18 protein-coding genes are annotated in these 23,730 nt (G+C 74.1%); 6 read left to right on the top strand and 12 right to left on the bottom strand.

Annotated elements, in window-relative coordinates; genetic code table 11:
• Positions 1-2 precede the first annotated feature (2 nt).
• Positions 3-1,481: a glutamate-cysteine ligase family protein gene (locus tag JOE68_RS24070; protein WP_204844545.1), complete on the top strand. Its 1,479-nt coding sequence runs from the start codon at positions 3-5 to the stop codon at positions 1,479-1,481.
• Positions 1,482-1,575: 94 nt separating this feature from the next.
• Here JOE68_RS24070 and JOE68_RS24065 read toward each other — a convergent pair whose 3' ends face one another.
• The 3 genes from JOE68_RS24065 to JOE68_RS24055 form a co-directional block, all read right to left on the bottom strand.
• Positions 1,576-1,926 (bottom strand): hypothetical protein, encoded by a 351-nt coding sequence (locus JOE68_RS24065; RefSeq protein WP_204844544.1) that lies wholly within the window; start codon positions 1,924-1,926, stop codon positions 1,576-1,578.
• An 857-nt stretch (positions 1,927-2,783) separates the two neighbouring features.
• On the bottom strand, positions 2,784-3,191 hold the full coding sequence (locus JOE68_RS24060) for a type III secretion system chaperone family protein (RefSeq protein WP_204844543.1): 408 nt from the start codon (positions 3,189-3,191) through the stop codon (positions 2,784-2,786).
• 4 nt (positions 3,192-3,195) lie between these two features.
• Complete coding sequence (locus tag JOE68_RS24055; protein ID WP_204844542.1) at positions 3,196-3,738, bottom strand: TetR/AcrR family transcriptional regulator; 543 nt, start codon at positions 3,736-3,738, stop codon at positions 3,196-3,198.
• A gap of 50 nt (positions 3,739-3,788) precedes the next feature.
• On the opposite strand from JOE68_RS24055, the gene JOE68_RS24050 reads away from it, so the two are divergent.
• Positions 3,789-5,402, top strand: a complete 1,614-nt coding sequence (locus JOE68_RS24050) for an AMP-dependent synthetase/ligase (protein WP_204844541.1) — start codon at positions 3,789-3,791, stop codon at positions 5,400-5,402.
• Here the strand turns inward: JOE68_RS24050 and JOE68_RS24045 are convergent.
• From JOE68_RS24045 to JOE68_RS24025, 5 genes are all read right to left on the bottom strand, one after another.
• Positions 5,366-6,061, bottom strand: coding sequence for a DUF998 domain-containing protein (locus JOE68_RS24045; protein WP_307819855.1), 696 nt, complete (start codon positions 6,059-6,061; stop codon positions 5,366-5,368). The genes JOE68_RS24050 and JOE68_RS24045 overlap by 37 nt on opposite strands.
• 164 nt (positions 6,062-6,225) lie before the next feature.
• Entirely contained in the window at positions 6,226-7,113 is an 888-nt protein-coding gene (locus JOE68_RS24040; RefSeq protein ID WP_307819854.1) for a PLL family lectin, read from the bottom strand.
• Positions 7,114-7,443: 330 nt separating this feature from the next.
• Entirely contained in the window at positions 7,444-8,019 is a 576-nt protein-coding gene (idi, locus tag JOE68_RS24035) for an isopentenyl-diphosphate Delta-isomerase (protein WP_204844539.1), read from the bottom strand.
• A 59-nt stretch (positions 8,020-8,078) separates the two neighbouring features.
• Positions 8,079-9,152 (bottom strand): 3-dehydroquinate synthase II family protein, encoded by a 1,074-nt coding sequence (locus JOE68_RS24030; protein WP_204844538.1) that lies wholly within the window; start codon positions 9,150-9,152, stop codon positions 8,079-8,081.
• A 166-nt stretch (positions 9,153-9,318) separates the two neighbouring features.
• Positions 9,319-10,122 (bottom strand): 2-amino-3,7-dideoxy-D-threo-hept-6-ulosonate synthase, encoded by an 804-nt coding sequence (locus JOE68_RS24025; RefSeq protein WP_204844537.1) that lies wholly within the window; start codon positions 10,120-10,122, stop codon positions 9,319-9,321.
• A 211-nt stretch (positions 10,123-10,333) separates the two neighbouring features.
• On the opposite strand from JOE68_RS24025, the gene JOE68_RS24020 reads away from it, so the two are divergent.
• The 4 genes from JOE68_RS24020 (at position 10,334) to JOE68_RS24005 (ending at position 17,258) form a co-directional block, all read left to right on the top strand.
• Complete coding sequence (locus JOE68_RS24020) at positions 10,334-11,272, top strand: LysR family transcriptional regulator (protein ID WP_239564678.1); 939 nt, start codon at positions 10,334-10,336, stop codon at positions 11,270-11,272.
• Between the two features lie 405 nt (positions 11,273-11,677).
• The gene (locus tag JOE68_RS24015) at positions 11,678-13,042 is read left to right on the top strand and encodes an SDR family NAD(P)-dependent oxidoreductase (RefSeq protein WP_204846259.1); all 1,365 of its coding nucleotides are present in this window, start codon (positions 11,678-11,680) and stop codon (positions 13,040-13,042) included.
• Between the two features lie 1,013 nt (positions 13,043-14,055).
• Entirely contained in the window at positions 14,056-14,994 is a 939-nt protein-coding gene (locus JOE68_RS24010) for an ATP-binding protein (protein WP_204844535.1), read from the top strand.
• Positions 14,991-17,258 (top strand): hypothetical protein, encoded by a 2,268-nt coding sequence (locus JOE68_RS24005; RefSeq protein WP_204844534.1) that lies wholly within the window; start codon positions 14,991-14,993, stop codon positions 17,256-17,258. Before JOE68_RS24010 ends, JOE68_RS24005 begins: the two co-directional genes overlap by 4 nt.
• A 348-nt stretch (positions 17,259-17,606) precedes the next feature.
• Here JOE68_RS24005 and JOE68_RS24000 read toward each other — a convergent pair whose 3' ends face one another.
• The 4 genes from JOE68_RS24000 to fxsA are packed head-to-tail and all read right to left on the bottom strand — an operon-like array spanning position 17,607 to position 23,686.
• Positions 17,607-18,755 (bottom strand): hypothetical protein, encoded by a 1,149-nt coding sequence (locus tag JOE68_RS24000; protein WP_204844533.1) that lies wholly within the window; start codon positions 18,753-18,755, stop codon positions 17,607-17,609.
• Between the two features lie 31 nt (positions 18,756-18,786).
• The gene (locus JOE68_RS23995; RefSeq protein WP_204844532.1) at positions 18,787-19,749 is read right to left on the bottom strand and encodes a hypothetical protein; all 963 of its coding nucleotides are present in this window, start codon (positions 19,747-19,749) and stop codon (positions 18,787-18,789) included.
• Positions 19,750-19,768: 19 nt separating this feature from the next.
• The gene (fxsT, locus tag JOE68_RS23990) at positions 19,769-23,458 is read right to left on the bottom strand and encodes an FxSxx-COOH system tetratricopeptide repeat protein (RefSeq protein WP_204844531.1); all 3,690 of its coding nucleotides are present in this window, start codon (positions 23,456-23,458) and stop codon (positions 19,769-19,771) included.
• A gap of 60 nt (positions 23,459-23,518) precedes the next feature.
• On the bottom strand, positions 23,519-23,686 hold the full coding sequence (gene fxsA / locus JOE68_RS23985; RefSeq protein ID WP_204844530.1) for an FxSxx-COOH cyclophane-containing RiPP peptide: 168 nt from the start codon (positions 23,684-23,686) through the stop codon (positions 23,519-23,521).
• Between the last annotated feature and the right edge of the window lie 44 nt (positions 23,687-23,730).

Below are 23,730 nucleotides of genomic sequence, written 5' to 3'. Positions count from 1 at the left end.
TCATGGGCGACGAGGTGGCAAGGCACGAGTTCACCCGCGACGACCGCACGCGGTACCGCACGAAGGTGCGCAGCTGCCTGGACGTGTTCGCCCGGATGCTGCGGGAGTCCCGGTTCGAGTTCGAGCGGCCCATGACCGGGCTGGAGATCGAGATGAACCTCGTGGACGACGCGGGCGACCCGGCCATGCGCAACGCGGAGGCGCTGGAGGCGATCGCCGACCCCGACTTCGTCACCGAGCTGGGCCAGTGGAACCTGGAGATCAACGTCGCGCCCCGGCCGCTGGACTCGGGCGGGATCGGCGGGTTCGAGTCGGTGGTGCGGGAGTCGCTCAACGAGGCCGACCGCAAGGCGCGCGAGGTCGGCTCGCACATGGTGATGGTCGGCATCCTGCCGACGCTGCAGGCCAGGCACATGGCGCCGGACGCGCTGTCGGGCAACCCGCGCTACGCGCTGCTCAACGAGCAGGTGCTCGCCGCGCGCGGTGAGGACCTGCAGATCGCCATCGGCGGGGTGGAGAAGCTCCGGATGACGGCCGACTCGATCGTGCCCGAGGCGGCGTGCACCTCTGCGCAGTTCCACCTCCAGGTGTCGCCCGACTCGTTCGCGGGCTACTGGAACGCGGCGCAGGCGATCGCGGGCGTGCAGGTGGCGGTGGGGGCGAACTCGCCGTTCCTGCTGGGCAAGGAGCTGTGGCGGGAGACGCGGATCGCGCTGTTCCAGCAGGCGACCGACACCCGCAGCGACGAGCTGAAGGAGCAGGGCGTCCGGCCGCGGGTGTGGTTCGGCGAGCGGTGGATCACGTCGATCTTCGACCTGTTCGAGGAGAACGTCCGGTACTTCCCGGCGCTGCTGCCCATCTGCGACGAGGAGGACCCGGAGCGGGTGCTCGAGCGCGGCGACACGCCGTCGCTGGCGGAGCTGCGCCTGCACAACGGCACCATCTACCGGTGGAACCGGCCGGTGTACGACGTGGTGCGGGACCGGCCGCACCTGAGGGTGGAGAACCGCGTCCTGCCGGCCGGGCCGACGGTCGTGGACACGCTGGCCAACGGGGCCTTCTACTACGGGCTGGTGCGGATGCTGGCCGAGGAGGAGCGCCCGCTGTGGTCGCAGATGTCGTTCAGCGCGGCCGAGGACAACTTCACCGCCGGCGCGCGGCACGGCATCGACGCGCAGGTGTACTGGCCGGGGCTGGGCACGGTGCCGGCGGCGGAACTGGTCCTGCGCCGCCTGCTCCCGCTGGCGCACGAGGGGCTGGTGAAGCTCGGCGTGGCGGCGGAGGAGCGGGACCGGCTGCTCGGCGTGGTCGAGCAGCGGTGCCTGTCCGGGGTGAACGGGGCGACGTGGCAGGCCCGCACCTTCCACCGCCACTACGACCACTCGTCGCTGGACCGGCCCGAGGCGTTGCGCCGGATGCTGCGGACCTACCGGGACCTCATGCACAGCAACGAACCCGTGCACACCTGGCCGGTGGGCTGAGCGGTCGCGGCTCCGGCCCGGCCCCGGTCGCGATTGCGGCCCTCGGCCTGGTCCCCGGCCCGGTTGCGGTCCCCGGCCCGGTCGGGCGGTCGGGTCAGCGGGTCTGGACCGGGATCCGGACAGGGGCGTGCGCCTTCCAGGCGGCGACGAGTTCGGGCAGCAGGACGTGCCACGGCAGTTCGGCCAGCACCTCGTCACGGGCCAGCAGGACCAGCCGCCCCTCGTCCTCGGCGTCCAGCCAGACGGCCTGGAAGGCGGCGGCGCGGCGGGGCGCGGCGGCGATCACCTCGGCGCTCGCGCGGGGCAGGTCGGGCTTGGCCACGCGGCGGACGTCGGCGACCGCGTCGCGCAGCACCCCGTGCCGGTCGGACAGCTCCTGGACGGCCTCCACCAGCCGCCACTCCCCCAAGCCCGCTCGGACCTGAACCGTCATCGACTCGTACACAGCGGACAGGGTAGGCGTAGTGCGACGGGGCGCTCTGGGCACGCGATTCACCTTCCGAATGGGTTGGGGCCGGCACCGGGTGGCGACACCGGCCACGACCACGCCCTCCTCGTCCGGACCACCTCGACGCCGCCGACACCCACCCGCCTGCCCGCCGAGGGGTTCCCACGCCGGCAGCCCCGTACTCCCCCACCACCGAACCCGAACCCGAACCCAGGCCGAGGCCGAGGCCGAGGCCGAGCACAGCGCTACCAGCGCACCCCTGCACGCTGCACACAGCAGCAGTGCACCTCTTGCGCTTTGCACACAGCGGCAGTGCACCTCGTGCACATACCGGTGTCTTCGTGTTCTCCTCCCCGTACGGCCTGGGCGCAGCCCAATCATGCCGAGCAGGGGGTGTCAAGCACGCTTCACCGCTTGACACCCCCTGCTCGGCATGATTGCCTCCGGCAGGCCGTACGGGGAGGAGAACACGACCGCCCTTTCTTTTCCTCCTCCTTGGGGGCCTCTCGGCCGCTCTTCATACTCGTGTCGCGCACGGATCCGGGTGAGATTCGGTGCTGTACCGCCCGAGGCTGAAAAGATTAAAAGAGTCCTCGCCGGACAGGCAGGCCGCCAAGGAGAATGAAAAGAAACAGCGGTCGTGTTCTCCCCGCATGACCTGTCAAAGACGACCATGCTTTTCCTGGGGGTGCAAGCGAAAAGCGTGCTTGCACCCCCAGGAAAAGCATGGTAGCCCTCCGGGCAGGCCATACGGGGAGAACACGAAGGCACCGGACTGCACGGGGCGTGCCGAGCCGAGAGCTGCGGGCTGCCGGTAGTGGTCGGTGTGCGGGTCGGTGGAGGGGGTGCGCGTCCTAGTAGTTGTCCCCGCCGAAGAACTGCTCCTCCAGCTGGTCCGCGGTGCCGGCCAGCAGGGCCAACGGGTCGGTGAACTCGTGGATGTCCAGGTCCACCAACGGGAGGGAGTGGCGCAGGACGACGTGGTCGCCCATGATGGCCGCGCCGCAGGCGATGGTGGAGTTGCCGACTTCCTCCAGCAGCGCGCGCAGGTCGATGTCGGCCGCCAGGCCGATCGGGGACGCGATCTGCACCCACTCGTGCAGCCGGTCCAGGACCTCGCGGACCAGGATGATCACCTGGGTGCGCTCGTCGTCCTCGTCGAACTGCTCGAAGCTGAACAGGATGCGGATCTCGTCGCCCTGCTCGGAGATCACGTCGTAGGTGTCCCGGACGTACGCCGAGAGGTCTCCCCAAGAAGCCATGCGCTCACCCTAGAGGCGCGACGGCGCCCCACACCGCATCCGCCACCAACTCCCGCGCCTCGGCCAGGTCCACGAGGCCGAGCAGGAAGCGGCGCGCGCACTCGTGCGCGGGGCCCATGACGACGGGGTCCAGGGCCCACGAGGGGATCCCGCGCACCCTGCCCCGCTCGGCCTGCTCGGCGAACCACTGCGCGACCGGCGCGAAGGCGGCGGCCTTCACGGCCGGGTCGACGGTCAGCGGTGCGGTGTAGAGGAAGCGCGCCCGAGCGGGGTTGGCGGCCACCCAGTCCAGGTAGCGCACGGCCAGTCCGCGCACGACCTCCTCCGCGCCCCCCGCCGCGAGAGCGGGCGTCATCGCGGCCACGCAGAGCGCGAAGCTGTCGTCGTAGAGCACCTCGAACACGCCCGCCCGGCTGCCGAAGTGGTGGTAGATGCTGCCGTTGGACACGCCGGACCGCGCGGTCAGGGCGCCGATGGTGACCGGTTGCCCCGCTTCCACCAACGCCAGGGCCGCGTCGAGCACGGCCTGCTGACGATCCGACCTCACGTCGATAGAGTAGCGCTCTAGAGCACCGCTCCACCGTCCGGGAGGTCGCCGTGGCCCGTTCCATCCCCGATCTGCTGCGCGAACGCGTGCGCGCCACCCCGGACCGGGAAGCGTTGCGCCACCGGGTCGGCGACCGGTGGGTCTCGTCGACCTGGGCGGAGGTCGACGCGGCCGTGCGCCGGCACGCGCTGGGCTTCCGGCAGCTGGGGGTCAAGGAGGGCGCGCGGGTCGCGATCATGGCGCGGACCGGGGTCGAGTGGATCCTCGCGGACCTGGCGGTGCTCGCGGCGGGTGGCGTGACGACGACCATCTACCCCAGCAGCTCGCGCGACGAGGCCGCGCACATCATCCGCGACTCGGGCAGCTTCCTCGTGGTCGCCGACCCGGACCTGGTGGACAAGGCGGGCGACGCCCTCGTGGTGACCACGGACGACCTGCCGACCTCGGACGTGGGCGACTACGACGCCATGGTGGACGACATCACCCCCGAGCAGCTCGCCACGCTGATCTACACCTCCGGCACCACCGGCGTGCCCAAGGGCGTGGAGCTGACCCACGACAACTGGCTCTACACCGCCGAAGCCGTGTCGGGGCTGGGCGTGCTGGTCGAGGACGACCTGCACTTCCTGTGGCTGCCGATGTCGCACGCGTTCGGCAAGATGCTCGAAGTGGCCATGATCGCGATCGGCCCGGTCACGGCGGTGGACGGCGCGGCGGAGCGGATCGCGGACAACCTCCGCGAGCTGCGCCCCACGATCGTCGCGGGCGCGCCGCGGGTGTTCGAGAAGATCCACAGCCGCGTGGTCGCCGCGGTGCGCGCCGAGGGCGGGGTGCGGGAGAAGCTGTTCACCTGGGCGCTGGAGGTCGCCGAGCGGCCCGGCCGGGGCCTGCGCCACCGGATCGCCGACCGGCTGGTGTTCGCCAAGCTGCGGGCCCGCGTCGGCGGTCGGATCCGGTGCTTCGTGTCCGGCTCCGCGCCGCTGTCGCCGGAGGTGGGGCGGTTCTTCGACAACGCGGGCATCCCGGTCCTGGAGGGCTACGGCCTGACCGAGTCCTCCGCCGCGTCGTTCCTCAACCGGCTCGGCGAGCAGGAGTTCGGCACGGTCGGCACGGCGCTGCCCGGCACCCGGGTCCGCATCGCCGACGACGGCGAGGTGCTCCTCGGCGGCCGGGGGATCATGCGCGGCTACCACAACCTGCCCGAGGAGACGGCGGCGACGCTGGTCGACGGCTGGCTGCGCACCGGGGACATCGGCGAGGTGGACGCGGCGGGCCGGCTGCGCATCACCGACCGCAAGAAGGAGCTGATCAAGACCTCCGCGGGCAAGTACGTCGCGCCGCAGGCGGTGGAGAGCAAGCTCAAGGCCGCCAGCCCCTACATCGGGCACGTGCTGGTGCACGGCGACCAGCGCAACTACTGCGTCGCGCTGGTGACCCTGGACCCGGACACCGCCCCGGAGGGCCTCGACGCCGACGCGGAGGTGCGCCACGCGGTCGACGCGGCCAACGCCCACCTCGCCCGGCACGAGACGATCAAGAAGTTCGCGGTGCTGGACAAGGACTTCAGCGTCGAGGACGGCACCCTCACCGCGAGCATGAAGATGCGCCGCCGCGAGATCGAGACCCGCTACCGGGACGTGCTGGACGGCCTGTACGCGGGCTGAGCCGCCGCGATCGCCCACCAGGCGACCACCAGCACCGCGACCACCTCCACCAGCACCAGCAGCCGTTCGACATAGCCCAGCGGCAGCACGCGCCACCAGGAGGTGCCGACCACCACGTTCACCAGCACCGCGTACAGGATCGGGGTGAAGCTCAGCGCGGAGAGCACCCCGAGCCGCAGCGTCCACCGCGCGTGCCCGCCCCACACCGGGTCCCGCAGCCAGGGCCGCGCGAGCAGCACGGCCGCGACCGGCAGGCTGAGGAACGCCACCAGGCTGCCCACGCGGTGGATGTCTCCGCTCAGGCTGGGGCCGACCGACCAGTCGTGCTTGGGGAACACCACCACCAGCGCCAGCCCGGCCGACCACGCCGCGAACGCCAGCGATCCGGGCGAGCCCCACCGGGTGATGCCCCCGCGCACCAGCACGGCGAGGATCGCCAGCGACCCGGCCGCCAGCAGCCCGACCGCCGTGTCGAACACCCAGCGCTGCGGCCCGAGCGCGTACTCGGAGATGGTGCGCCGCAACCCGACCGCGGTGGTGGCGAGCCGGTGCGCGTCGAGCGAGCCCACCATGACGACGGTCAGCACGACGGCGGCGGCCCCGCCGAGCGCGACGAAGCGGGCCGGGGAACGGGTGGGGGTGGGTCCATCGGTCAGCACAACGGTCGAAACGGACAGCGGCCGACCGGTGTTCCGCCGTTCAGGCAACCGACAGGATCCGCGCCGCGGCGTGCGGGGGCGCCCTGTTCCCCCGCGTGGGCGGGGAAACAGGGACCGGTCACGGAAATCGCTGATCCCGCTCCGGGCGGATCAGCCCGCGGGGATCAGTACCAAGCCTTGTGGTAGACGTGGTTGTCGGTGCCCTCGACGAACACGTCGATGCGGTTCGGGCCCCACGACACGGCGGCCGGGTTGTGCAGGAACACACCGCCCAGGTTCTCCCAGCCGGACCAGGAGCTGCCGTTCCACCACTTGTGCCACAACTGGTTGTCGGTGCCCTTGGCGAAGACGTCCAGCCGGTTGGCCGCCCAGGAGGACACCGACGGGCCCGCCGTGATCACACCGCCGAGGTCCTCCCAACCGGACCACGAGCTGCCGTTCCACCACTTGTGGTGCAGGTGGTTGTCGGTGCCCTCGACGAACACGTCGATGCGGTTGGGCCCCCACGACACGGCGGCCGGGTTGTCGATGATGACCCCGCCGAGGCTCTCCCAACCCGACCACGAACTGCCGTTCCACCACTTGTGCCACACCGCCGAGTCGGCGCCCCGGACGAAGACGTCCAACCGGTTGCCCGACCAGGAGGCGACCGCCGGGCCCGCGGTGATCACACCGCCGAGGTCCTCCCAGCCCGACCACGAACTGCCGTTCCACCACTTGTGCCACAGGTGGTTGTCGGCGCCGCGCCCGAACAGGTCGATGCGGTTCGGCCCCCACGACACGGCGGCCGGGTTGTCGATGATGACCCCGCCGAGGCTTTCCCAACCCGACCACGAACTGCCGTTCCACCACTTGTGCCACACGGCGGAATCGGTGCCGCGGGCGAAGACGTCCAGCCTGTTCTCCGACCAGGAGGACACCGCCGGGCCGGCGGTGACCACGCCACCCAGGTCGGCCCAATTCGACCACCGCCGGTCCGTCGGCTCCTCGGCCGTGGCGGCAGTGGTCACGGCGCCCCCGGAAAACAACACCAGCGCCGTGACGACCAGCACTCTAGCGAAATATGAACGCACAATTGCCTCCGTTCGCACGGTGTTCAGCAGAACAATGGCGAACGTAACACGAACACACTTCATCGAATGGTGGACAGTTGTGTGCTCCGAATCGGCAACCGCTCTCCGCACAAATTGCGCCGGCGCGCCCGAGCGCTCACGCTGGGTCCGGTGCGGGCCCAGCCGATGGGCCGTCCGGCGGACGCGCCGTCCAGCGAGCGGACCAACCCCCGGGTCCTTTCTACCCCACCCGGCTCCCGCGCGCAGGGGAAGGCGGCGCGCCCCGGCCGCCCGTCACGGCGGGCGGCCGGGGCGCGGGAAGGGCGGGTGTCAGGGCCTCGCGGCCGGCGGGAGGGCGGCGGCCGGGGCGGTCGGCCAGGCCCACGGGTCCGGGTCCAGGGCGGCCAGTTCCTCCACCTGCAGCTTGCACCACGGGGAGATGGGCCGGACCCCGGACAGGACCGCCGGCACGAAGTCCGCCCACTCGACCCACTCGAAGTCGTCGACCTCGTCCGGGTTCGGGGTCGGGTCGTGGTCGAGCAGGCCCCGGAACACCGGGCACATCTCGTTCTCCACGACGCCGTTGTCCATGACCGCCCGGTAGCGGAACGCGGGCAGGACCAGGTCCAGCCGGACGCCGGTCACGCCCAGCTCGTCGGACAGCCGGCGGGCCACCGCCGAGGCCGCGTCCTCGCCCGGCTCGGGGTGGCCGCAGCAGGTGTTGGTCCAGACGCCCGGCCAGGTCTTCTTGTGCAGCGCCCGCCTGGTCAGCAGCAGCCGGCCGGCCGGCGAGAACAGGTAGCTGGAGAACGCCAGGTGCAGCGGGGTGTCCGAGTGGTGCACGTGCGCCTTGTCGGCCACGCCGATCCCGGTCCCCGACTCGTCCAGCAACACGACTTGTTCCACACCGGCCACCCTGCCACACCGCCCGCGCCCGCCGCGCGGCGGCGCGAGGGGCCCTGCGGTCAGGTCTCCTTGCAGAACTCCCCGATGGGGATGCCCACGTGGCGCTGCTCGGTCGCCAGGTAGCCCAGCAGCTCGTCGCCGCGGCGCAGCTCGGTGACGTTGCGGACCTTGCCGCCGGGTCCGAGGACGCGCACGTGCCAGTCGTCCTGCACGGTGAGGCTGACCTCGACGCCCTCCGGCGAGCGGGCGGTGACGGTGAGGATCGGGCGCGACTCCAGCTTCGCCCGGCCCACGGTGACCCGGCGGGTGCGGCCCTCGGAGTCCACCGCCAGCACGGTGCTGCCGGAGCGCAGCTCGGACAGGTAGTTGGTCCGGTTGTCCGGGCCGAGCACGTAGGAGTGCAGCGCGCCCGCGTTGACCCGGAAGGGCCGGGTGGGCATGTAGGGCAGCGGGTGGGTCTCGCTGCAGCACAGGACGAACCCCGACGAGAACGACCCGACGAGGATGCCCTCGTCCTCCCGGAAGTGCGAGCAGGTGTCCACGCACACCCGGTCGCCGAGGCCGTTGCGCGCGATGCCCTCGACGGTGAGCGTGGTCAGCTCCAGCGGCGGCGTCGCGGCCTCCAGCAGCCGGGCCAGGGCGAACACGTCGGCCGCGTCGCGGGGCGCGAGGAGCACGCCGTCCGAGCCGTGCTCCAGCACGTCGAGCACGACGGCCGCCTCCTCCAGGTCGGCGACGACCGTGACCAGCCGGCCCGGCGCGCCGTCGGCGGCGGCGATGACGATCTCCAGCGGGATCTTCGTCGGGTCGGCGAAGGCGACGACGGTGTGCTCCAACCGGACCGCCGCCGCGCACGCGAGCCGCAGCGTGCGGTCGTCGTGTACCCGGACGAACGCGGCGGTCGCGGCCAGGCGGTCCAGCTGGTCCTGGTCGTCCACGGCGGCGACGACCAGGTGCGGGCTCTCCACGGGCCGGTCGGCGACCAGCACGCGGGTGACCGTCGGCGGCAGCCGGTCCAGCAGGGCCGCGTCGTCGGACACGACCCCGGCCAGGCGGGCGTGCACGGCGGCGTCGACCACGGGCTCGCGGTGCGCCTCGGGGACGGTTCGGAGGTCGATCCAGGCGAACTTCACGCCGGGCTCCAATGGTTGGCGGGCGGGGTCGGGGCACCGGGCGGGGTCACGCCGGCGGGCGGGCTCTCGGCGCGAGGCGGGGTCGGGGCGCCGGGCGGGGTCACAGCGCGGGTCACGGCGGCGGGCGGGGTCACGGCGCGGGGCGGTCCCGGGGCGGTGGGCGGGATCACGGCGCCGCGGTCGCCACGGCGTGCACCAGGTCGGGGTGCGGGTCCGGGTGGCGGTCGACGTGGACGACCGCCGCCAGCTCGGCCACCAGCGCCACCGGCGAGGGCGCGGTGAACACGCGGCGGCCGACGGCCAGGCCCGCGCACCCCGCCGCCATCGAGGCGCGGGCGCGGTCGACGACGCAGCCGCCGTCGGCGGGCCCGCCCGCGACCAGCACCGGGATGGGGCAGCTCGCGACGACCTCCGCCATCCGCTCCGCGGGCAGCGCCAGGTTGGTCTTGACGATGTCCGCGCCCAAGTCCACGGCGATGTTGACGACGTGGGAGAGCAGCGCCGGGTCGTGCGGGTCCGCGACGCGCGGTCCGCGCGGGTAGACCATGGCGACCAGCGGCACGTTCCACGCGTCGCACGCGCCCGCGACCACGCCGAGGTCGGCGAGCTGGCGCGCCTCGGTGTCGGAGCCGACGTTGACGTGCACGCTGACCGCGTCCGCGCCCAGCCGCAGCGCCTCCTCCACCTCGCCGACGAGCACCTTGGCGTTGGCGTCGGCCGCGTGCGCGGTGCCCGCGCTCAGGTGGACGACGAGCGCGCAGCCGGCGAGCAGGTGCGGGTCGATCGTGCGGACCCGTCCTTTGTGGACGATGATGGCGTCGGCGCCCCCGACGACCACGGACCGGATCAGGTCGGGCCACCGGTCGCGCGGGACCACCGGGCCGTCCGAGACGCTGTGGTCCAGCGGGACGAAGAGGTACCTGTCGTCGCGCGGGCGGGAGAGGCGCCGCAGCCGCAACGCTTTCCTCATGTCGCTCACACCTCCCGGGACCTCGGTGGCGGCAGCCATGGAGCAGACTGGGACAGTCCCGCCCCCCAGGGGAGGTGACAACCGGCGATAACTCCCCAGTTATGCACCTGTTGGAGCAGTCGGGTGCGACATTCCCGCAGGTGCGCCTGGTCCCGCAGTCGCGCACGGGTGTCTGCGGCGTCCGGTGTTGCCCTAGGCTGCGGCGGTGCACATGGAGCTGAGACATCTCCACGTTGTGCTGACCGTCGCGGGAGCGGGCAGCATCAGCCGGGCCGCTTCCTCGCTGAAGGTCGCGCAGGCCGGGCTGACCGCGCAGCTGCGCCGCATCGAGCGCGGCTTCGGCGGTCCGCTGTTCCTGCGGCGCACCGACGGGGTGGAGCTGACCGAGCTGGGCCGCCACGTCGTGCTGCGCTCCCGCGACCTCGTGGAGCGGTTCGACGACCTGATGGCGACGGCGCAGAAGATCGCCGCCGGGAGCGGCGGCGCGGGCCTGCGGCTGGGCGGCGTCGCGGGCTCGCCGACGCCGCTGCTGGTCGGCGTGGTGCGCGACCTGCTGCCGAACCAGCCGCAGACCACGCACGTCGAGCGCAGCTGCGACGCGGTGCTGGAACTGGTGCGCTCCGGGAAGCTCGACGTGGCGCTGGTGGTGGAGTTCCCCCGCACCCCGCTGCGGATCCCCGCAGAGGTGGACTGCCGCTCGCTGGTCACCGAGCCCATGCTCGTGGGCGTGGCGGCGGGGCACCGGCTGTCCGCGCGCAGCGAGATCCGGCTGTCCGAACTGGCCGACGAGGACTGGGCGGTGCCGGAGGAGCACTACGGCGGCGGCCGGCTCACCCTGCACCTCGCCTGCGAGGCCGCCGGTTTCACGCCGCGCTGCGCGCACTTCGGCGTCGACCCGGCCGCGGCGGCGGAGCTGGTGCGCTCCGGGCACACCGTGGCCTGCTTCTTCCCCACGGGTCAGGACATGCCCGGCGTGGTGCTGAAACCGGTCGTCGGCAGCCCGGTCCGCCGCCGCGTGTCCCTGGTGTGGCAACGGGACCGCGCCGTCGCGGAGTACGCGGAGGACATCCACGCGGCCCTGCTGAGGGCCTACCGGGAACGGGTGTGGAAGCGCAAGCCCGCCGCGGGGCTGGCCGCGGCGGCGAGCTGACCGCCGGCGACCGTCCGTCCACAGAGGACACCTCGCGCGCCCCCCCGGCCCGGCGCGCACCGCGACGGCCCGACCGCGGCGCCGGTGACCACCGCGGCCCGGCGCCGCGCCACCGGGCAGCGGCCCGACCCCGCTCCGACGCGACCGGCCGCTCCCGCTCCGCTCCGACGGGGCCGACCGCGCCCCGCCCGGTGCCCCCGCTCGGGCCGGGACGGCGGACCGCCCGCGAACCCGTCGGCCGGCCCGTCCTCGTCCCCGGAGGCCGGTGGCGGAGTGGGGCGGCTCACAGGCCCGCGGACCTGCTTCGGACCTGCGGGACCCGGCCCGCCTCACGCGGATCTCACCCGTCCGAAGGTCATTTTTCACCCAGGTAGGATTTTCACCGTGCAAATCGACCCTGCCGAGATGGAGATCGCCCTGCGGGTGCTCGCCCGGGTGGAGGACCTCCCCACCGAGCACCCCGACGTGGTGGCCATCCGCCGGGCCACGTCGAGCATCTACAAGAGCGTGCGCAAGCGCCGCAAGGCCGCCCGCCGGGAGGCCGTCACGCTGGCCGACCGCGCGGTGACCGAGTCGACCGCGACCGGCTCGCCGTCCCGCATCGACGACGAGACCAGGGGCGTGCTGCTCCGGGAGCCCGAGCCGGGCGCCGTCGCGGGCACGCTGCGGCGCGCGCGGTCCTGCTACACCTGCAAGCGCCGCTACACCGAGGTGGACGCGTTCTACCACCAGCTGTGCCCGCCGTGCGCGGCGCTGAACCGGGCCAAGCGGGACGCGCGGACCGACCTGACCGGCCGGCGCGCGCTGCTCACCGGCGGCCGGGCGAAGATCGGCATGTACATCGCGCTGCGGCTGCTGCGCGACGGCGCGCACACCACCATCACCACCCGGTTCCCCCGCGACGCGGTGCGCCGGTTCGCGTCGATGCCCGACAGCGCCGACTGGCTGCACCGGCTGCGCGTGGTCGGCATCGACCTGCGCGACCCGAGCCAGGTCGTGCAGCTCGCGGACTCGGTGGCCGCCGCGGGCCCGCTGGACATCCTGATCAACAACGCCGCGCAGACCGTGCGCCGGTCCCCGCACGCCTACGCGCCCCTGGTCGCCGCCGAGTCCGCGCCGCTGCCGGCCGGCCCGCTGCCCGAGCTGGTCACCTTCGGGCACACCGTGGCCGCGCACCCGGCCGCGCTGACCGGCGGGCTCACCGACGCCATGCCCGAGGTGACCGCGCTGGCGCTCACCGCCGGGTCGAAGGGGATCGACGCGGGCGGCCTGGTGCCCGACGAGCACGCCGTCAACAGCTGGGTGCAGCGGGTGGACGAGGTCGACCCGGTGGAGCTGCTGGAAGTGCAGCTGTGCAACAGCACCGCGCCGTTCATCCTCGTCTCCCGGCTGCGCCCGGCGATGGCCGCCGCGCCCGCGCGGCGCAAGTACGTGGTGAACGTGTCGGCGATGGAGGGCCAGTTCAGCCGCGCGTACAAGGGGCCCGGCCACCCCCACACCAACATGGCCAAGGCCGCGCTGAACATGCTGACCCGCACCAGCGCCGAGGAGATGCTCACCGACGGCATCCTGATGACCGCCGTCGACACCGGCTGGATCACCGACGAGCGCCCGCACCCCACCAAGCTGCGGCTGGCCGCCGAGGGCTTCCACGCGCCGTTGGACCTGGTCGACGGCGCTGCGCGGGTGTACGACCCGATCGTGCGCGGTGAACTCGGCGAGGACCTGTTCGGCTGCTTCCTGAAGGACTACGCGCCCGCGCCCTGGTGACCCCGCTCCCCCGGGCCTCCCGTCCGCCGGGCCTCCCGTCCGCCGGGCCTCCCGTCCGCGCCCGGGCGACCCGGCGATCCCGCGCCCCGGCGATCCGCGGAGCGACGATCCCGCGGCGCGGTGGCCCGCGGGCGGCGGGATCGACGGCAGTGCCCTTCCGGGGCGGCGCCCGCCGCGGTCCGGTGGCGCAGTCGGGTGATGTGGCCGGCGGTGTGACCCGGGTGTGATCCGGGCGTGATTCCGTCCACTGTGGAAAGGAGCAACCGCGGTAGGCCATCCGGGTAAGGCGGTTAACGAATTCGGCTCCGTGTGCGACTCTCCGTCGGTAGGCTTGGGCAATCGCCGGGCGTGGGGGTGGGCATGGTTCGCGGGCGGGCGGGTCGCGCCGCCATCCTGCTGTGCGTGACCGCGTTAGCCCGTCCGGCGCGCGCCCGCCCCGTTCGGACGCCCGCCCACCGGGGGACGCGGCCCCTCCCCCGCCCCGCCGGCGCGCCGTCGCGGCCGTGGCGGCCCCCGCGAAAGGCCCTGGAACCGGCCGTTGCGGCCGAACCACCGCCCCCGGGCCACCGCCGGCCCGCCGACGACGCCCGCGCGCGCCCGGCGCGGCTCCGGGCGGCACGGGACCTGCCACCGAACGCGGTCACCGGTTCGCCGCGCTCGCGCGCCGCGGCGCCGGCCCCGAAGCACTTGCCCGCCGGCACCGCGTGGCGCGAACGGGTGACACGAAGCCGTCGCGGTGGTGACTCCCCGCGCACAACGGTGATCGACTCCCACGACGCGGCACCCGACGACCCGCCGCCGGCCGCGCCGGGCCGACCGCACCGCCGACCGACCGCGCCGGCCGCACCGGTTGCACCAAAAGCACCGAAAGCACCAAAAGCACCTCAAGCATCAGGAGCGCCGGAAGCACCAAGAGCGCTGCGCGCATCAGGAGCACCGGGCCACCCGTGCCGCCGCGCCGCGCAGCAGCCGGCGGAGCGCCCCCACCACCGGCGGACCGGGCTGAAGGCGTCGTGATCCCGCCGCGCCGCCCGATCAACCCGTTCCCGCTGCCCGGCTGGGAGCGGACGCCGATGCGCCCGCTGCGGCCGTGGGAGCGCAAGGCCCACCGCGACTACTACGTCGCCGTCGACGGCGCGGAGAGCGCGTTCCAGGAGTTCCAGCAGGAGGTCGGCGACCTCGGCGGCGTGCTGGAGGACGGCCGGCTGGTGCTGGTCACCGGCGACTCCGGCTGCGGCAAGACCGCGCTGGTGAACCGGTGCGCGGACTGGACGGTGCTGGAGCTGCGCAACCGCGGCCTGCGCGGCGTCGTGGTCGACCTGACCGGGTGCCTGCCCGAGGACGAGGAGCTGTCCATCGGGGAGCGCGCCGCGCACGTGTGCGACCAGCTGTTCGACCGGCTGGTCGACGCCGGCGCGCTGCGCCCGGCCGCCGTGGACCAGCTGCGCGGCGACCGCGACAACCCGCAGCGCGTCTTCCCCCGGCTCGGCCGGGCGCTGGCCGACGAGGTGGTGCTGCTGGTGCTGCTGCCGTCGCCGAACGAGCTGCTCGACGAGGTGATCCGGTACGCGCGCCAGCTCAGCAGCCCGCGCGTGCTGTTCTTCGCCGAGTCGGCGTTCTTCCGCGCCGACGACATCGCCGAACTCGTCCGGCGGCTGGAGGCGTGGGTCCCCCCGATCACCCTCCTGGTCGGGAAGCTGACCGACGGGGATCCGGAGCGCTTCGCCGCCGACCGGCTCCTGCGTCACACCGCAGTGGGAATTTATCCACAACTGAGTGATGAGGCGGTCGAATTGCTGGACAGAATCTGCCAATCGGTCGCCATGCTCCAGCGAATACTGCACGGCACGTACGAGCGGAAGCTCGAAGCCGGCTTACGCTACACCGAAGCCGACCTGGTGACCGTGGACGACATCCGGGCGTACCTGAACGGACTGGGGATGCACCCATGAGCGGCAGCGACGAACTCCCGCCCCCGCGGAAGAACCCCTTCTCGCCGATGGCGGTCGCCCTGATCATCGAGGACTTCCAGGACGACTTCGACGCGGCGGACGTCACCATCGCCACCGACGCCTCCCGGCAGGCCGTCGCCCACCTGGACGCCTACCTGGAGGGCCCGCCCGGCGCCGGGACGGTGCTGGCGGTGCTCGGCGACTACGGCACGGGCAAGACGCACCTGGCGGTCCGGCTGGTGCGCCACGCCCGGCGGGTGCTCGACGACCCGTCGCGCGCCCTGTACCTGGAGGCGACGGCGGAGAGCTTCGTCGAGCTGTACCGGCGGTTCATGACCCGGCTCGGGCGCGAGGGGGTGCGCGCGCAGGTCAGCGACTACTACGCCGACATCGTCGCCGACTCGCTGCAGAGCACCGGCCTGACCGCGGACACGCTGGAGTGGCTGGGCAGCAGGCAGCTGGAGCCGCAGGAGGTCGTGGAGCGGCTGGGGCTCATGGAGAGCGCGCTGCTGCGCAAGGTCCAGGGCACCCTGCGCCAGGTCACCGACAACGAGGACTTCGGCACCGCGCTGACGTTGCTGCTGCGGCCCGGTTTCGAGCACTCGGTGTGGTCGTGGCTGCTCGGCGGCGCGCCCGACCAGGTGCTGGTGGAGCGCGGCATCACCACGCCGATCGACACGGAGGTCGCGGCGCTGGAGGCGATGGGCGTGTTCGCCCTGCTGTTCGGCGGCCGGCAGCGCCGGTTCGTGCTCGCCGTGGACGAGCTGGACAAGATCTTCTCCGCCGACAGCCGGCCGCAGGCGCGGACCATGGCGGCGTTCCAGACGCTGCTCCAGGTGTTCGCCAGGGCCGGCGCGTGCCTGGTGCTGTGCGGGCTGCCGGAGTTCAGGGCGGTGCTGCCGCCGGCGGTGCGGCAGCGCATCCCGTACACCGTGACCATGACCGGGCTGAGCCAGGCCCAGGTGCGCGAGTTCATCACGCGGGCGCAGGGGTCGCTGACCGGCTGGCCCTCGCTCGCGCCGTTCACCCCGGAGACCGTGCGGTACCTGCGGGACGTGGCGGGCGGCAACACCCGCAACGTGGTCCGGCTGTGCCACCGGGTGTTCCGGCTGGTGGACGACGCGGTGCGGGCGAGCGGCGACGAGGGCCTGACCGCGACCGACGAGATGGTGCGCCAGGCGGCCCGCGACCTGTTCGGGTCGCTGAGCGCGGACGACCTCGACGGCGTGGTGCGGCGGCTGCTGGACGCCAACGGCTGGGAGTACTGGCACAACCACCTGCTCGGCCCCGGCGAGGAGTCGCTGGCCGACTACTGGGTGACCTTCCCGGACCGCTCCGGCGGGTGCGCCGTGCTGCTGACCGGGTCGCTGCTGGACAACGCCGACGTGACGGCCGTGCTGCGGCGGGTGTCGGCGGTCCGCGAGGCCGAGCCCGACGGCGGGATCGTCCTGCTGGTCAACGGGGTGCTGACCGACGGCGTGGCGATCCAGCTGCGCGGGCCGCTCGGCCGCGAGCCGCTGGTGTACTCGGAGCGCACGTTCGCCGACGACTTCAAGGCCCTGCTGGGCACGGCGGCCCAGGGCCCGGAGCAGGACCCGGTGTCGTCGCTGGGGCGCCGGATGGACCAGCTGGCGCGCCAGCAGTCGAGCATCTACGGGTTCATCGAGCAGCTGACCGAGCACGTGGACGGGGTGCGCACCTCCTCGGACCGCCAGTTCGGGGCGATCGGCAAGCAGCTGGCGCTGCTGGTCGGCTCGGCGCCGGCGCGCGCGGCGGCGGACCACCGGCTGCCCGGCGAGGTGGAGCGGCTGTTCCGGGACGCCGTGGACGCGCTGGAGAACCTGGTCCAGGTGGACCTGATGCTCGACGAGGCGTTCGACCTCGCGCCGCCGGCCACGCAGGATTCGGTGCACCGCAGGCTGCGCACGCCCGAGTTCACCGAGGCCGCGGCGAAGGCCGTGCTGACCCAGAAGGCCGTGCTGGCGTTCCGGGGCGCGGTCGCCGAGTGGTACCGCGCGCGGGACTCCTCGCCGGAGGCGGAGGAGCGGCTGGAGCGGCTGTGCGGGGTCTACGACGACATCGTGGAGTTCCTGCCGCTGTTCGACCTCGAACCGCTGTTCAAGCTGCCGCCGTGGAACGCGCGGGCGGGCGGCGTCGTGGCCGACGTGAGCCAGGTGGCGCGGCGCAACCGGGTGTACGAGGCGTTGCGCAACTTCAGCCCGCGCGTCCGGCGGGCGGTGCTGCGGGCCTCGGACACCGCCTGACGGGCAGCGGGCCCCCGTCCGTCCGATGTGGACCACAGGCGCCCCGGGCCGGCGGGCGCCCCACTGCGCGACGGAGGAACGCGCAAGCTCCAGCCATCGGGCCGTGGTGCCCCTGCTGCCCGTCGACGTGCTGGTCGACACCGCGGGCGTCGGGCCGGGCCGGGCCGGGCCCGGGTTCGGCTCCGGCGGCGTGGTGGTCCCGGTGGCCGTGGTGGCGCTGTTCTCCCTGCTGGTGTTCCTCGCGGCCGACTTCCGGGCCGCGCGCCTGTTCGCGGTGCCCGGCCCGTGGTTCCGGGGTGGTCGCCTGCCTGGTCGCCGGCGCGGGGCCGGGCAGCCGCCCCGCGGGGGCTACCGGGCCTGCCGCACCCGCGTGAACGCGGCCGGCGCCACCGGGACCGACAGGTCCGGCCGGTGCAGGACGCGCGGCCCGCCGGTCTCCCGCGCGGGCGGCGCGAGCCGGTCGTAGGCGCCGTTGGCCAGGGCGTTGAGCAGGTTCACCACCACGACCGCCGGCGCGACCACCGCGATGGAGCCGGGGAACCGCGGCTCCAGCAGCAGCGCCAGGATGATCGCGGTCAGCCCGTTCTGCTGGCCCAGGCACAGCCGGACCCGGTCGCCGCGCCACCGGCGGGGCAGCGTCAGCGCCCACGCCACGACCGCCTGCGACCCGAACGCCGCCGCGCCCAGGACCGCGCCCACCCCGGCCAGCGCCCACGAGAACTCGGCCGCCAGCACCAGGCCGACCGCCACCGTCGCGGCGAACATGCCGACCTCGGCCAGCCCGTCGACCAGCCGCCCGAGGTCCGGCCGGAAGAACAGCCCGATCAGGGCCAGCGCCAGCAGCAGCGAGAAGTGCACGGCGACGAACCCGACGGCGAGCACGACCAGCGCCAGGCTCACCCGCACGGCCCAGCGCGCCGCCCGGCCGCGCTCACCCGGCCGGCCGCGCCCCCGCGCCAGCCGCCACAGCAGGTACGCGCCACCGGCCAGCGCGAGGTTGAGCGCGAAGTTGGCGGTGAAGGCGCCGAAGCCGCCCACCGCGCCACCGGCCAGCGCGAACGACGTGAGGTAGACCGTCAGCAGCACGGTGATCGGGTCGTCGAACGAGGCCCACGCCGACAGCAGCGCCTTGGCCGAGGCCGACATCCGGGACTTGGCGCGCACCGCCGCCACCGACAGCGGGTCGATCTGCGCGACCGCCACCGCCAGGACCAGGTGCCAGGGCTCGCGGTGCACCAGGTACACCACGCCGAAGATCAGCGCCACCTTGGCGAGCACACCGAGCGTGACCGCGACGACCACGGTCCGCAATTCCCGGCGGAATTCCGCGATCTCGATACCACTGGTGCTGGCATACAAACCGAAGCCGAGCAGCGCGGTGATGAAGAAACCGTAAGCCGAGGATTCGTCGACCGCGCGCAGTTCCCACTGCCACGCCACGACCCACCCCACGCCGAGGGCGGCTAACAGCGCGACCGATCGGACAGCGGGCGTCACCATTTCACGGTAGATAACGATTCGGTTCGATTCAAGGCCCGGATGGAGTGAGCCGAGCGGCCAGGGCGGACATCCGGACGTCCGCCTCGCCGACCCGCGCCTGGTCGATCGTCACGCCCGCGACGTACTCCCGCGGGCCGAGCCGGTAGTAGTAGAGCGCGCCCATCTCGACGTCGAGCACCAGCCGCGCCAGCAGCCCGCCGACCACCGGCCGCACCGCCCGGTTGAGCCGGGTGGCCAGCGCGCCCAGCTCGCGCGCGAACCCGAGGTAGAACCGCCGCCGGGCGGGCGCGGCGACCTGCTTGAAGAACGGCCCCAGCGCCGGGTGGTCCAGGTGGTCGACCATGGTGCGCACCTCGTCGCCCGCCACGTGCGCCACCAGGTGCAGGTCGCTCGGCGCCACCGCCGCCAGGCACTGCGCCAGCGCCTCGCCCCGGACCGCCACGTGCGGTCGCGCCCCGGCCGCGCCGGGCAGCGGGCGCGGCGCGCCGAACGTCTCCCACCCGCCGGGGTTGAGCGAGCCGAGGCTCAGCTCGGCCCGCAGCGCGGTCGCCAGCTCCGCGACCGCCCGGTCCGCCTCGTCGACCGCCGGGTGCCCGGCCAGCGGCCCCGTGCCCGCGTGGTCGAGCACCAGGCCGACGACGTGCTCGGTGGGCACCACGGAGTCGCAGAACAGCGCGCCCTCCCCGGTGTGCAGCACGGTCCGGATGAGCCGGCCGGTGCGCGCCTCGTGCAGCGCCCGGTCCAGGGCGGTCGCCTGGAACGTCAGGTGCCGGCCCAGCCGCTTGAGCTCCTCGCGCCGGGTGCCGCCGGGCAGCGCCCCCGGCGGTGGCGGCGGGTCGCCCAGCACGTCGACGCCGAAGTCGAACACCCCGTTGCTGTAGTGCGCGAGGTAGTGCAGCGCGGGGCTCTTGACGACCGCCGCGCGGCAGGCGTGCCGGGTGGTGTCGAACTCGGGGCCGGGGTGCTCGGCCTCCTCCTCGTACAGCTCCACGCTGCTCCCTCCTGCGCGCTCAGGTGTGCGGGACGTCGACATCGCACTCCTGCCAGTCGTCGTCGCCGGGGCGGGCGGCGACCCGCAGGTCGTGCGCCGCCACGGCGGTGTGCGGGTGGTCGGGCCCGAGGAACTCGACGCAGTCCGCGTGCGCCTCGGCGATCAGCACGGCGGCCTGGTCCACCTCGCCCGCCGCCGCGCGGACCCGCGCCTCGTCCACCGCGGCGGCCAGGGTCCACGGGTGCGTGTCACCCAGCCGGGACCGCAGGGCCCGGGCGGCGGCCGAGACCTCCTCCACCGCGCCGGCGCGGTCCCCCGCCGCGCGCAGCGCCAGGCCCAGGCCCAGCCGGCACAGCGCGGTGAACGGGTGGTCCGCCCGGATGCCGGCCAGCCGCTCGAACCCGGTCAGCGCGGTCCGGGCCAGCTCCACGGCCAGCTCCGGGTCGCCGCCCACCCGCCGGTGGTCGGCGGCGAAGCTCAGCGCGCAGCCCAGGGTGTACGGGTGGTCGGGCCCGATCAGCTCGCGGTAGTCGCGCAGCGCCTTGCCGGTGCGCTCCTTGGCCGCCCTGGTGCGCCCGGCCAGCCGCAGCGCGATGGCGTAGTTCCAGTGCACGCCGACCTGCGTCTGGTTCAGCTCCGGGCGCAGGCTCTGGAGCTTCTGCGAGGCGGTGAGCAGCGACTCCAGCGCCTCCGGGTAGCGGCCCAGCTCCCGCTGGTAGAGCCCGATCTGGGCGAGGGTGACCCAGGTGAACTCGTCGCGCTCGCCGAACAGCCGCCTGCGCCGCCGGAAGTTGTCCTCCTCCAGCCCCAGCGCGCCGGCCGCGTCGCCGGACAGGAACGTCGACGACGCCAGGTTGTTGGCCGCGCGCCGGGTGTCGGGGTGGTCCTCGCCGAGCACCGACCGCAGGCCCTCCCAGGTGGCCTGGTCCTCCACCAGCGCCTCGGTGAACAGGCCGAGGCCGCGCAGGTCGCCGCCCCGGCCGCGCGCGGTGATCAGCGGCTGCGGGTGGGTCAGGTCCAGGGCGCGGCGCTGCTGGGCCAGCGCCAGGTCGTCCAGCCGCAGCGCCTCGGCCGGTTCGCCGAGCACCCGGTGCACGTTGGCGAGCTGGGCGGCGAGCCGGTTGCGCAGCGGGTCGGCCGCGCCGAACCGGTCGGTCCACGAGTCCAGCAGCTCGCGGCCCGGCTCCAGCGCGGCCCGCCGCACCCCCGCGCCGCCGTCGGTGAACAGGAACCGCACCTGGTTGACCAGCCAGCGGCGCACCGCCGGGTCGGCGCTGCGCACCGCGCCGGACGGGAACACGTGCTGCTGCAGCTCCTGGAACCGGGTGCGCCGCGTCGGCGACTTGTCCTCCACCTCGGTCGGGGCGTAGGCGGCGAGCGCGGCCAGCACGTCCGCGCGCCGCCGCGCGCGCTCCGACGGCGGCATCCCGTCGCGCAGCGCCCGCTGCACGACCCGGTGCAGCCGCAGCGAGAACTGGTCGCCCCAGTCGACGCGGAACAGCCCGTGCCGCGCGCCCGCCCACAGCACCCGGTCGACCTCGCCCGCGTCCAGCTCCAGCGGCGCGGCGTCCGGGCCGCCCGCGGCGACCAGCCGGCCCAGGAACGCGGGCGAGCGCACCAGGCCCAGCGCGACGCCCTGCGCCGACAGGAACGAGCACAGCTGCGCGAGCAGCACCGCGACCCGGCCGATCGGCTGCTCGCGCAGCGATCCCACCACCACGTCGACCACGCGCGCGGCACCGTCCACTCCGGACCGCTCGAGCCGGTCGAAGAACGTGCGCACCGCCCACGCGGCGGAGTCCGCGTCCGACGAGCCCGCGCCGCGCTCGGCCCGCACGGCCTCGGCCAGCCACGACGCGGCCAGGTCCAGCGCGAGCGGCAGGCGCCCCACCTCGGCCGCGACCCGCCGGGCGTCGGCCGGCTCCAGCCCGCGCACCCGGTCCAGCAGCAGGGCGACGCTGTCCGCCGCGCCCATCGGCGCCAGCTCGACCGCCGGCGCGGCGGCGGCGCTCGACGTGATCAGCACGTGCCCGGTGGAGCCGGGCGGCAGCAGGTCGGCGATGGAGTCCAGGTCGTCGGCGTTGTCGTAGACCAGCAGGAAGCGGGCGTAGGCGGGGTCGGTGGCCAGCCGGTCCAGCACCGACAGCGACCCGTAGTCGGTGGAGCCGGGCAGCCGCAGCCGCGCCGCCAGCTCGGCCAGCCCGACCTGCACGGACTGCCGGTCCTGCGCGGAGAGCCACCACACGGCGTCGTAGTCGGCGGAGAACCGGTAGGCGTACTCCAGCGCCAGTTCGCTCTTGCCCACGCCCGGTTCGCCGTTGAGCGTCACCACGGCCCGCTCGTCGCCCGCGTCGGCGAACTCGTCGCGCAGCGCCTCGATGTCCTCGTCCCGGCCGACGAACGCGCGGTGGCGCGGCGGCAGCCGGAACACCTCCGGGTCCGTGCCGGGCAGCCGCATCGGCGCGTCGTGCGCGGTGCCGGGCCGGTCGATCAGGCCGAAGTGGCCGAGCAGCCGGGCGCTGAGCGCCTCCGGCAGGTGCTCGTGCACCGACAGGCCGTCCGGGTCGCCGTCCCCGGTCAGCAGCAGCCGCAGCACCGCGACGCCGGCCGGCACCTCGACCGGCCCCAGGTGCGGCGAGACCAGCACCACCACGCCGGCCGCGGGCCCGCCGCGCGCCACGTCGCGCAGCGGCACGACCTGCGCGCCCGCGCGCTCCAGCTGGCCGCGCACCCAGTCGGCCCAGGCGCGGTCGCGCGGGGCGTGGACCACCGCCACGCGGTCGGCCTCGGAGCCGGCCTCCAGGCCGAACACGCGGCGGTAGCGGGCGCGCAGCACCGGCGGGACGGGCGGGCACACCGCGACCGCGCCGCCGCTGACCGCCGCCGCCAGCCTGCCGTACTGCGCCTCCAGGCCGCCGCCCTCCTCCTCCGCGAGGATCGCGAGCAGCGGGTCGAACGCGTCCAGCGGGCGGTACGGGATCTCGACCGCGCCGCCGTCGGGGACGCGCTTGGCCTGCCCCGCCAGCAGTTCGGCGAACGCGGCGTGGATCTGCGAGCGGATGCGCTGGGCGCGAGTCTGCTCGGCGTCGTCGAACAGCGTCGCCACCGGCACCACGTCGATGCGGATCGGCGCGCGCTTGCGCACCCGCGCGGCCAGGTCGGCGGCGTCCGCGATGGCCCTGGGGCGCGGTCGGAAGCACACCACGGCCAGCTCGCACAGCGTCGCGACCAGCGCCAGCGACCCCTCGGCCACCCCGGTCGGCGCGTCGATGAGCACCTGGTCGTACTCCGATTCCGCCAACCGGGCGCGCAGTTCGGCGACCGCGCCCGCGTCGCCGTGCCGCGGCCGGCCCGCGGTGTCGGCCGACATCGGGACCACCACGTCGATGCGGCCCGCCGAACCCGGCACGGGCAGCGCGAAGCGCTCCACCACCGGCGGCGGCCCCTCGTCGCGGAACGGCTCGGCGAGGTAGGCGGCGAGCAGCGCGCGGCCCAGCGCGTCGGGCAACGCCTGGCGGGACACCAGGAACGGCTCCAGGTACTCGCGCACGCGCGGCACCTCCGAACCCCAGTCCACCACCAGCACCCGCTGCCCGGCGCCGGCCAGCACCCACGCCAGGTTCGCCACCGCGCTGGTGCGCCCGGTGCCGCCGGTGGCGGACAGGAAAGCCGTCACACCGGTGTGGCCGTGCCCTGCGGTGCTGCTCATCGACTGCTCCAGATCGGCGGTGCGGGAGGGGGATCCGGCCTTTCGCACCGGAGCGGCGGCTTACAGGGAACTCTCGAACGCGGCGAACCGGTTGGGCAGCTCGGCGTTCTCGGCGAGGATCCGGTGCAGGGCGGCGCGCAGCGCGGTGTCGGGCAGTTCGGCCAGCGCGGCCAGGTCGATCCCCGTGACGTCGAGGAGCTCGGACTCCAGAACGGGTTCGTCAGCCATCTCGCGCTACCCCCTCACACCGCAAAGCTGCGGTTTTGTCCGCA

It is taken from the genome of Saccharothrix algeriensis (assembly GCF_016907655.1).
Classification (GTDB): domain Bacteria; phylum Actinomycetota; class Actinomycetes; order Mycobacteriales; family Pseudonocardiaceae; genus Actinosynnema; species Actinosynnema algeriense.
The sequence above is the reverse complement of the archived record's forward strand: the minus strand, read 5'-3'. Positions and strand labels throughout refer to the sequence as shown.

Bases quoted from the DNA above. Each gene is read 5' to 3' on its own strand.
- fxsT (WP_204844531.1), bottom strand. From the start codon at position 23,458: ATGAGCAGCACCGCAGGGCACGGCCACACCGGTGTGACGGCTTTCCTG.
- JOE68_RS24025 (WP_204844537.1), bottom strand. From the start codon at position 10,122: ATGAGGAAAGCGTTGCGGCTGCGGCGCCTCTCCCGCCCGCGCGACGAC.
- JOE68_RS24005 (WP_204844534.1), top strand. From the start codon at position 14,991: ATGAGCGGCAGCGACGAACTCCCGCCCCCGCGGAAGAACCCCTTCTCG.
- fxsA (WP_204844530.1), bottom strand. From the start codon at position 23,686: ATGGCTGACGAACCCGTTCTGGAGTCCGAGCTCCTCGACGTCACGGGG.
- JOE68_RS24020 (WP_239564678.1), top strand. From the start codon at position 10,334: ATGGAGCTGAGACATCTCCACGTTGTGCTGACCGTCGCGGGAGCGGGC.
- JOE68_RS24015 (WP_204846259.1), top strand. From the start codon at position 11,678: ATGGAGATCGCCCTGCGGGTGCTCGCCCGGGTGGAGGACCTCCCCACC.
- JOE68_RS24060 (WP_204844543.1), bottom strand. From the start codon at position 3,191: ATGGCTTCTTGGGGAGACCTCTCGGCGTACGTCCGGGACACCTACGAC.
- JOE68_RS24070 (WP_204844545.1), top strand. From the start codon at position 3: ATGGGCGACGAGGTGGCAAGGCACGAGTTCACCCGCGACGACCGCACG.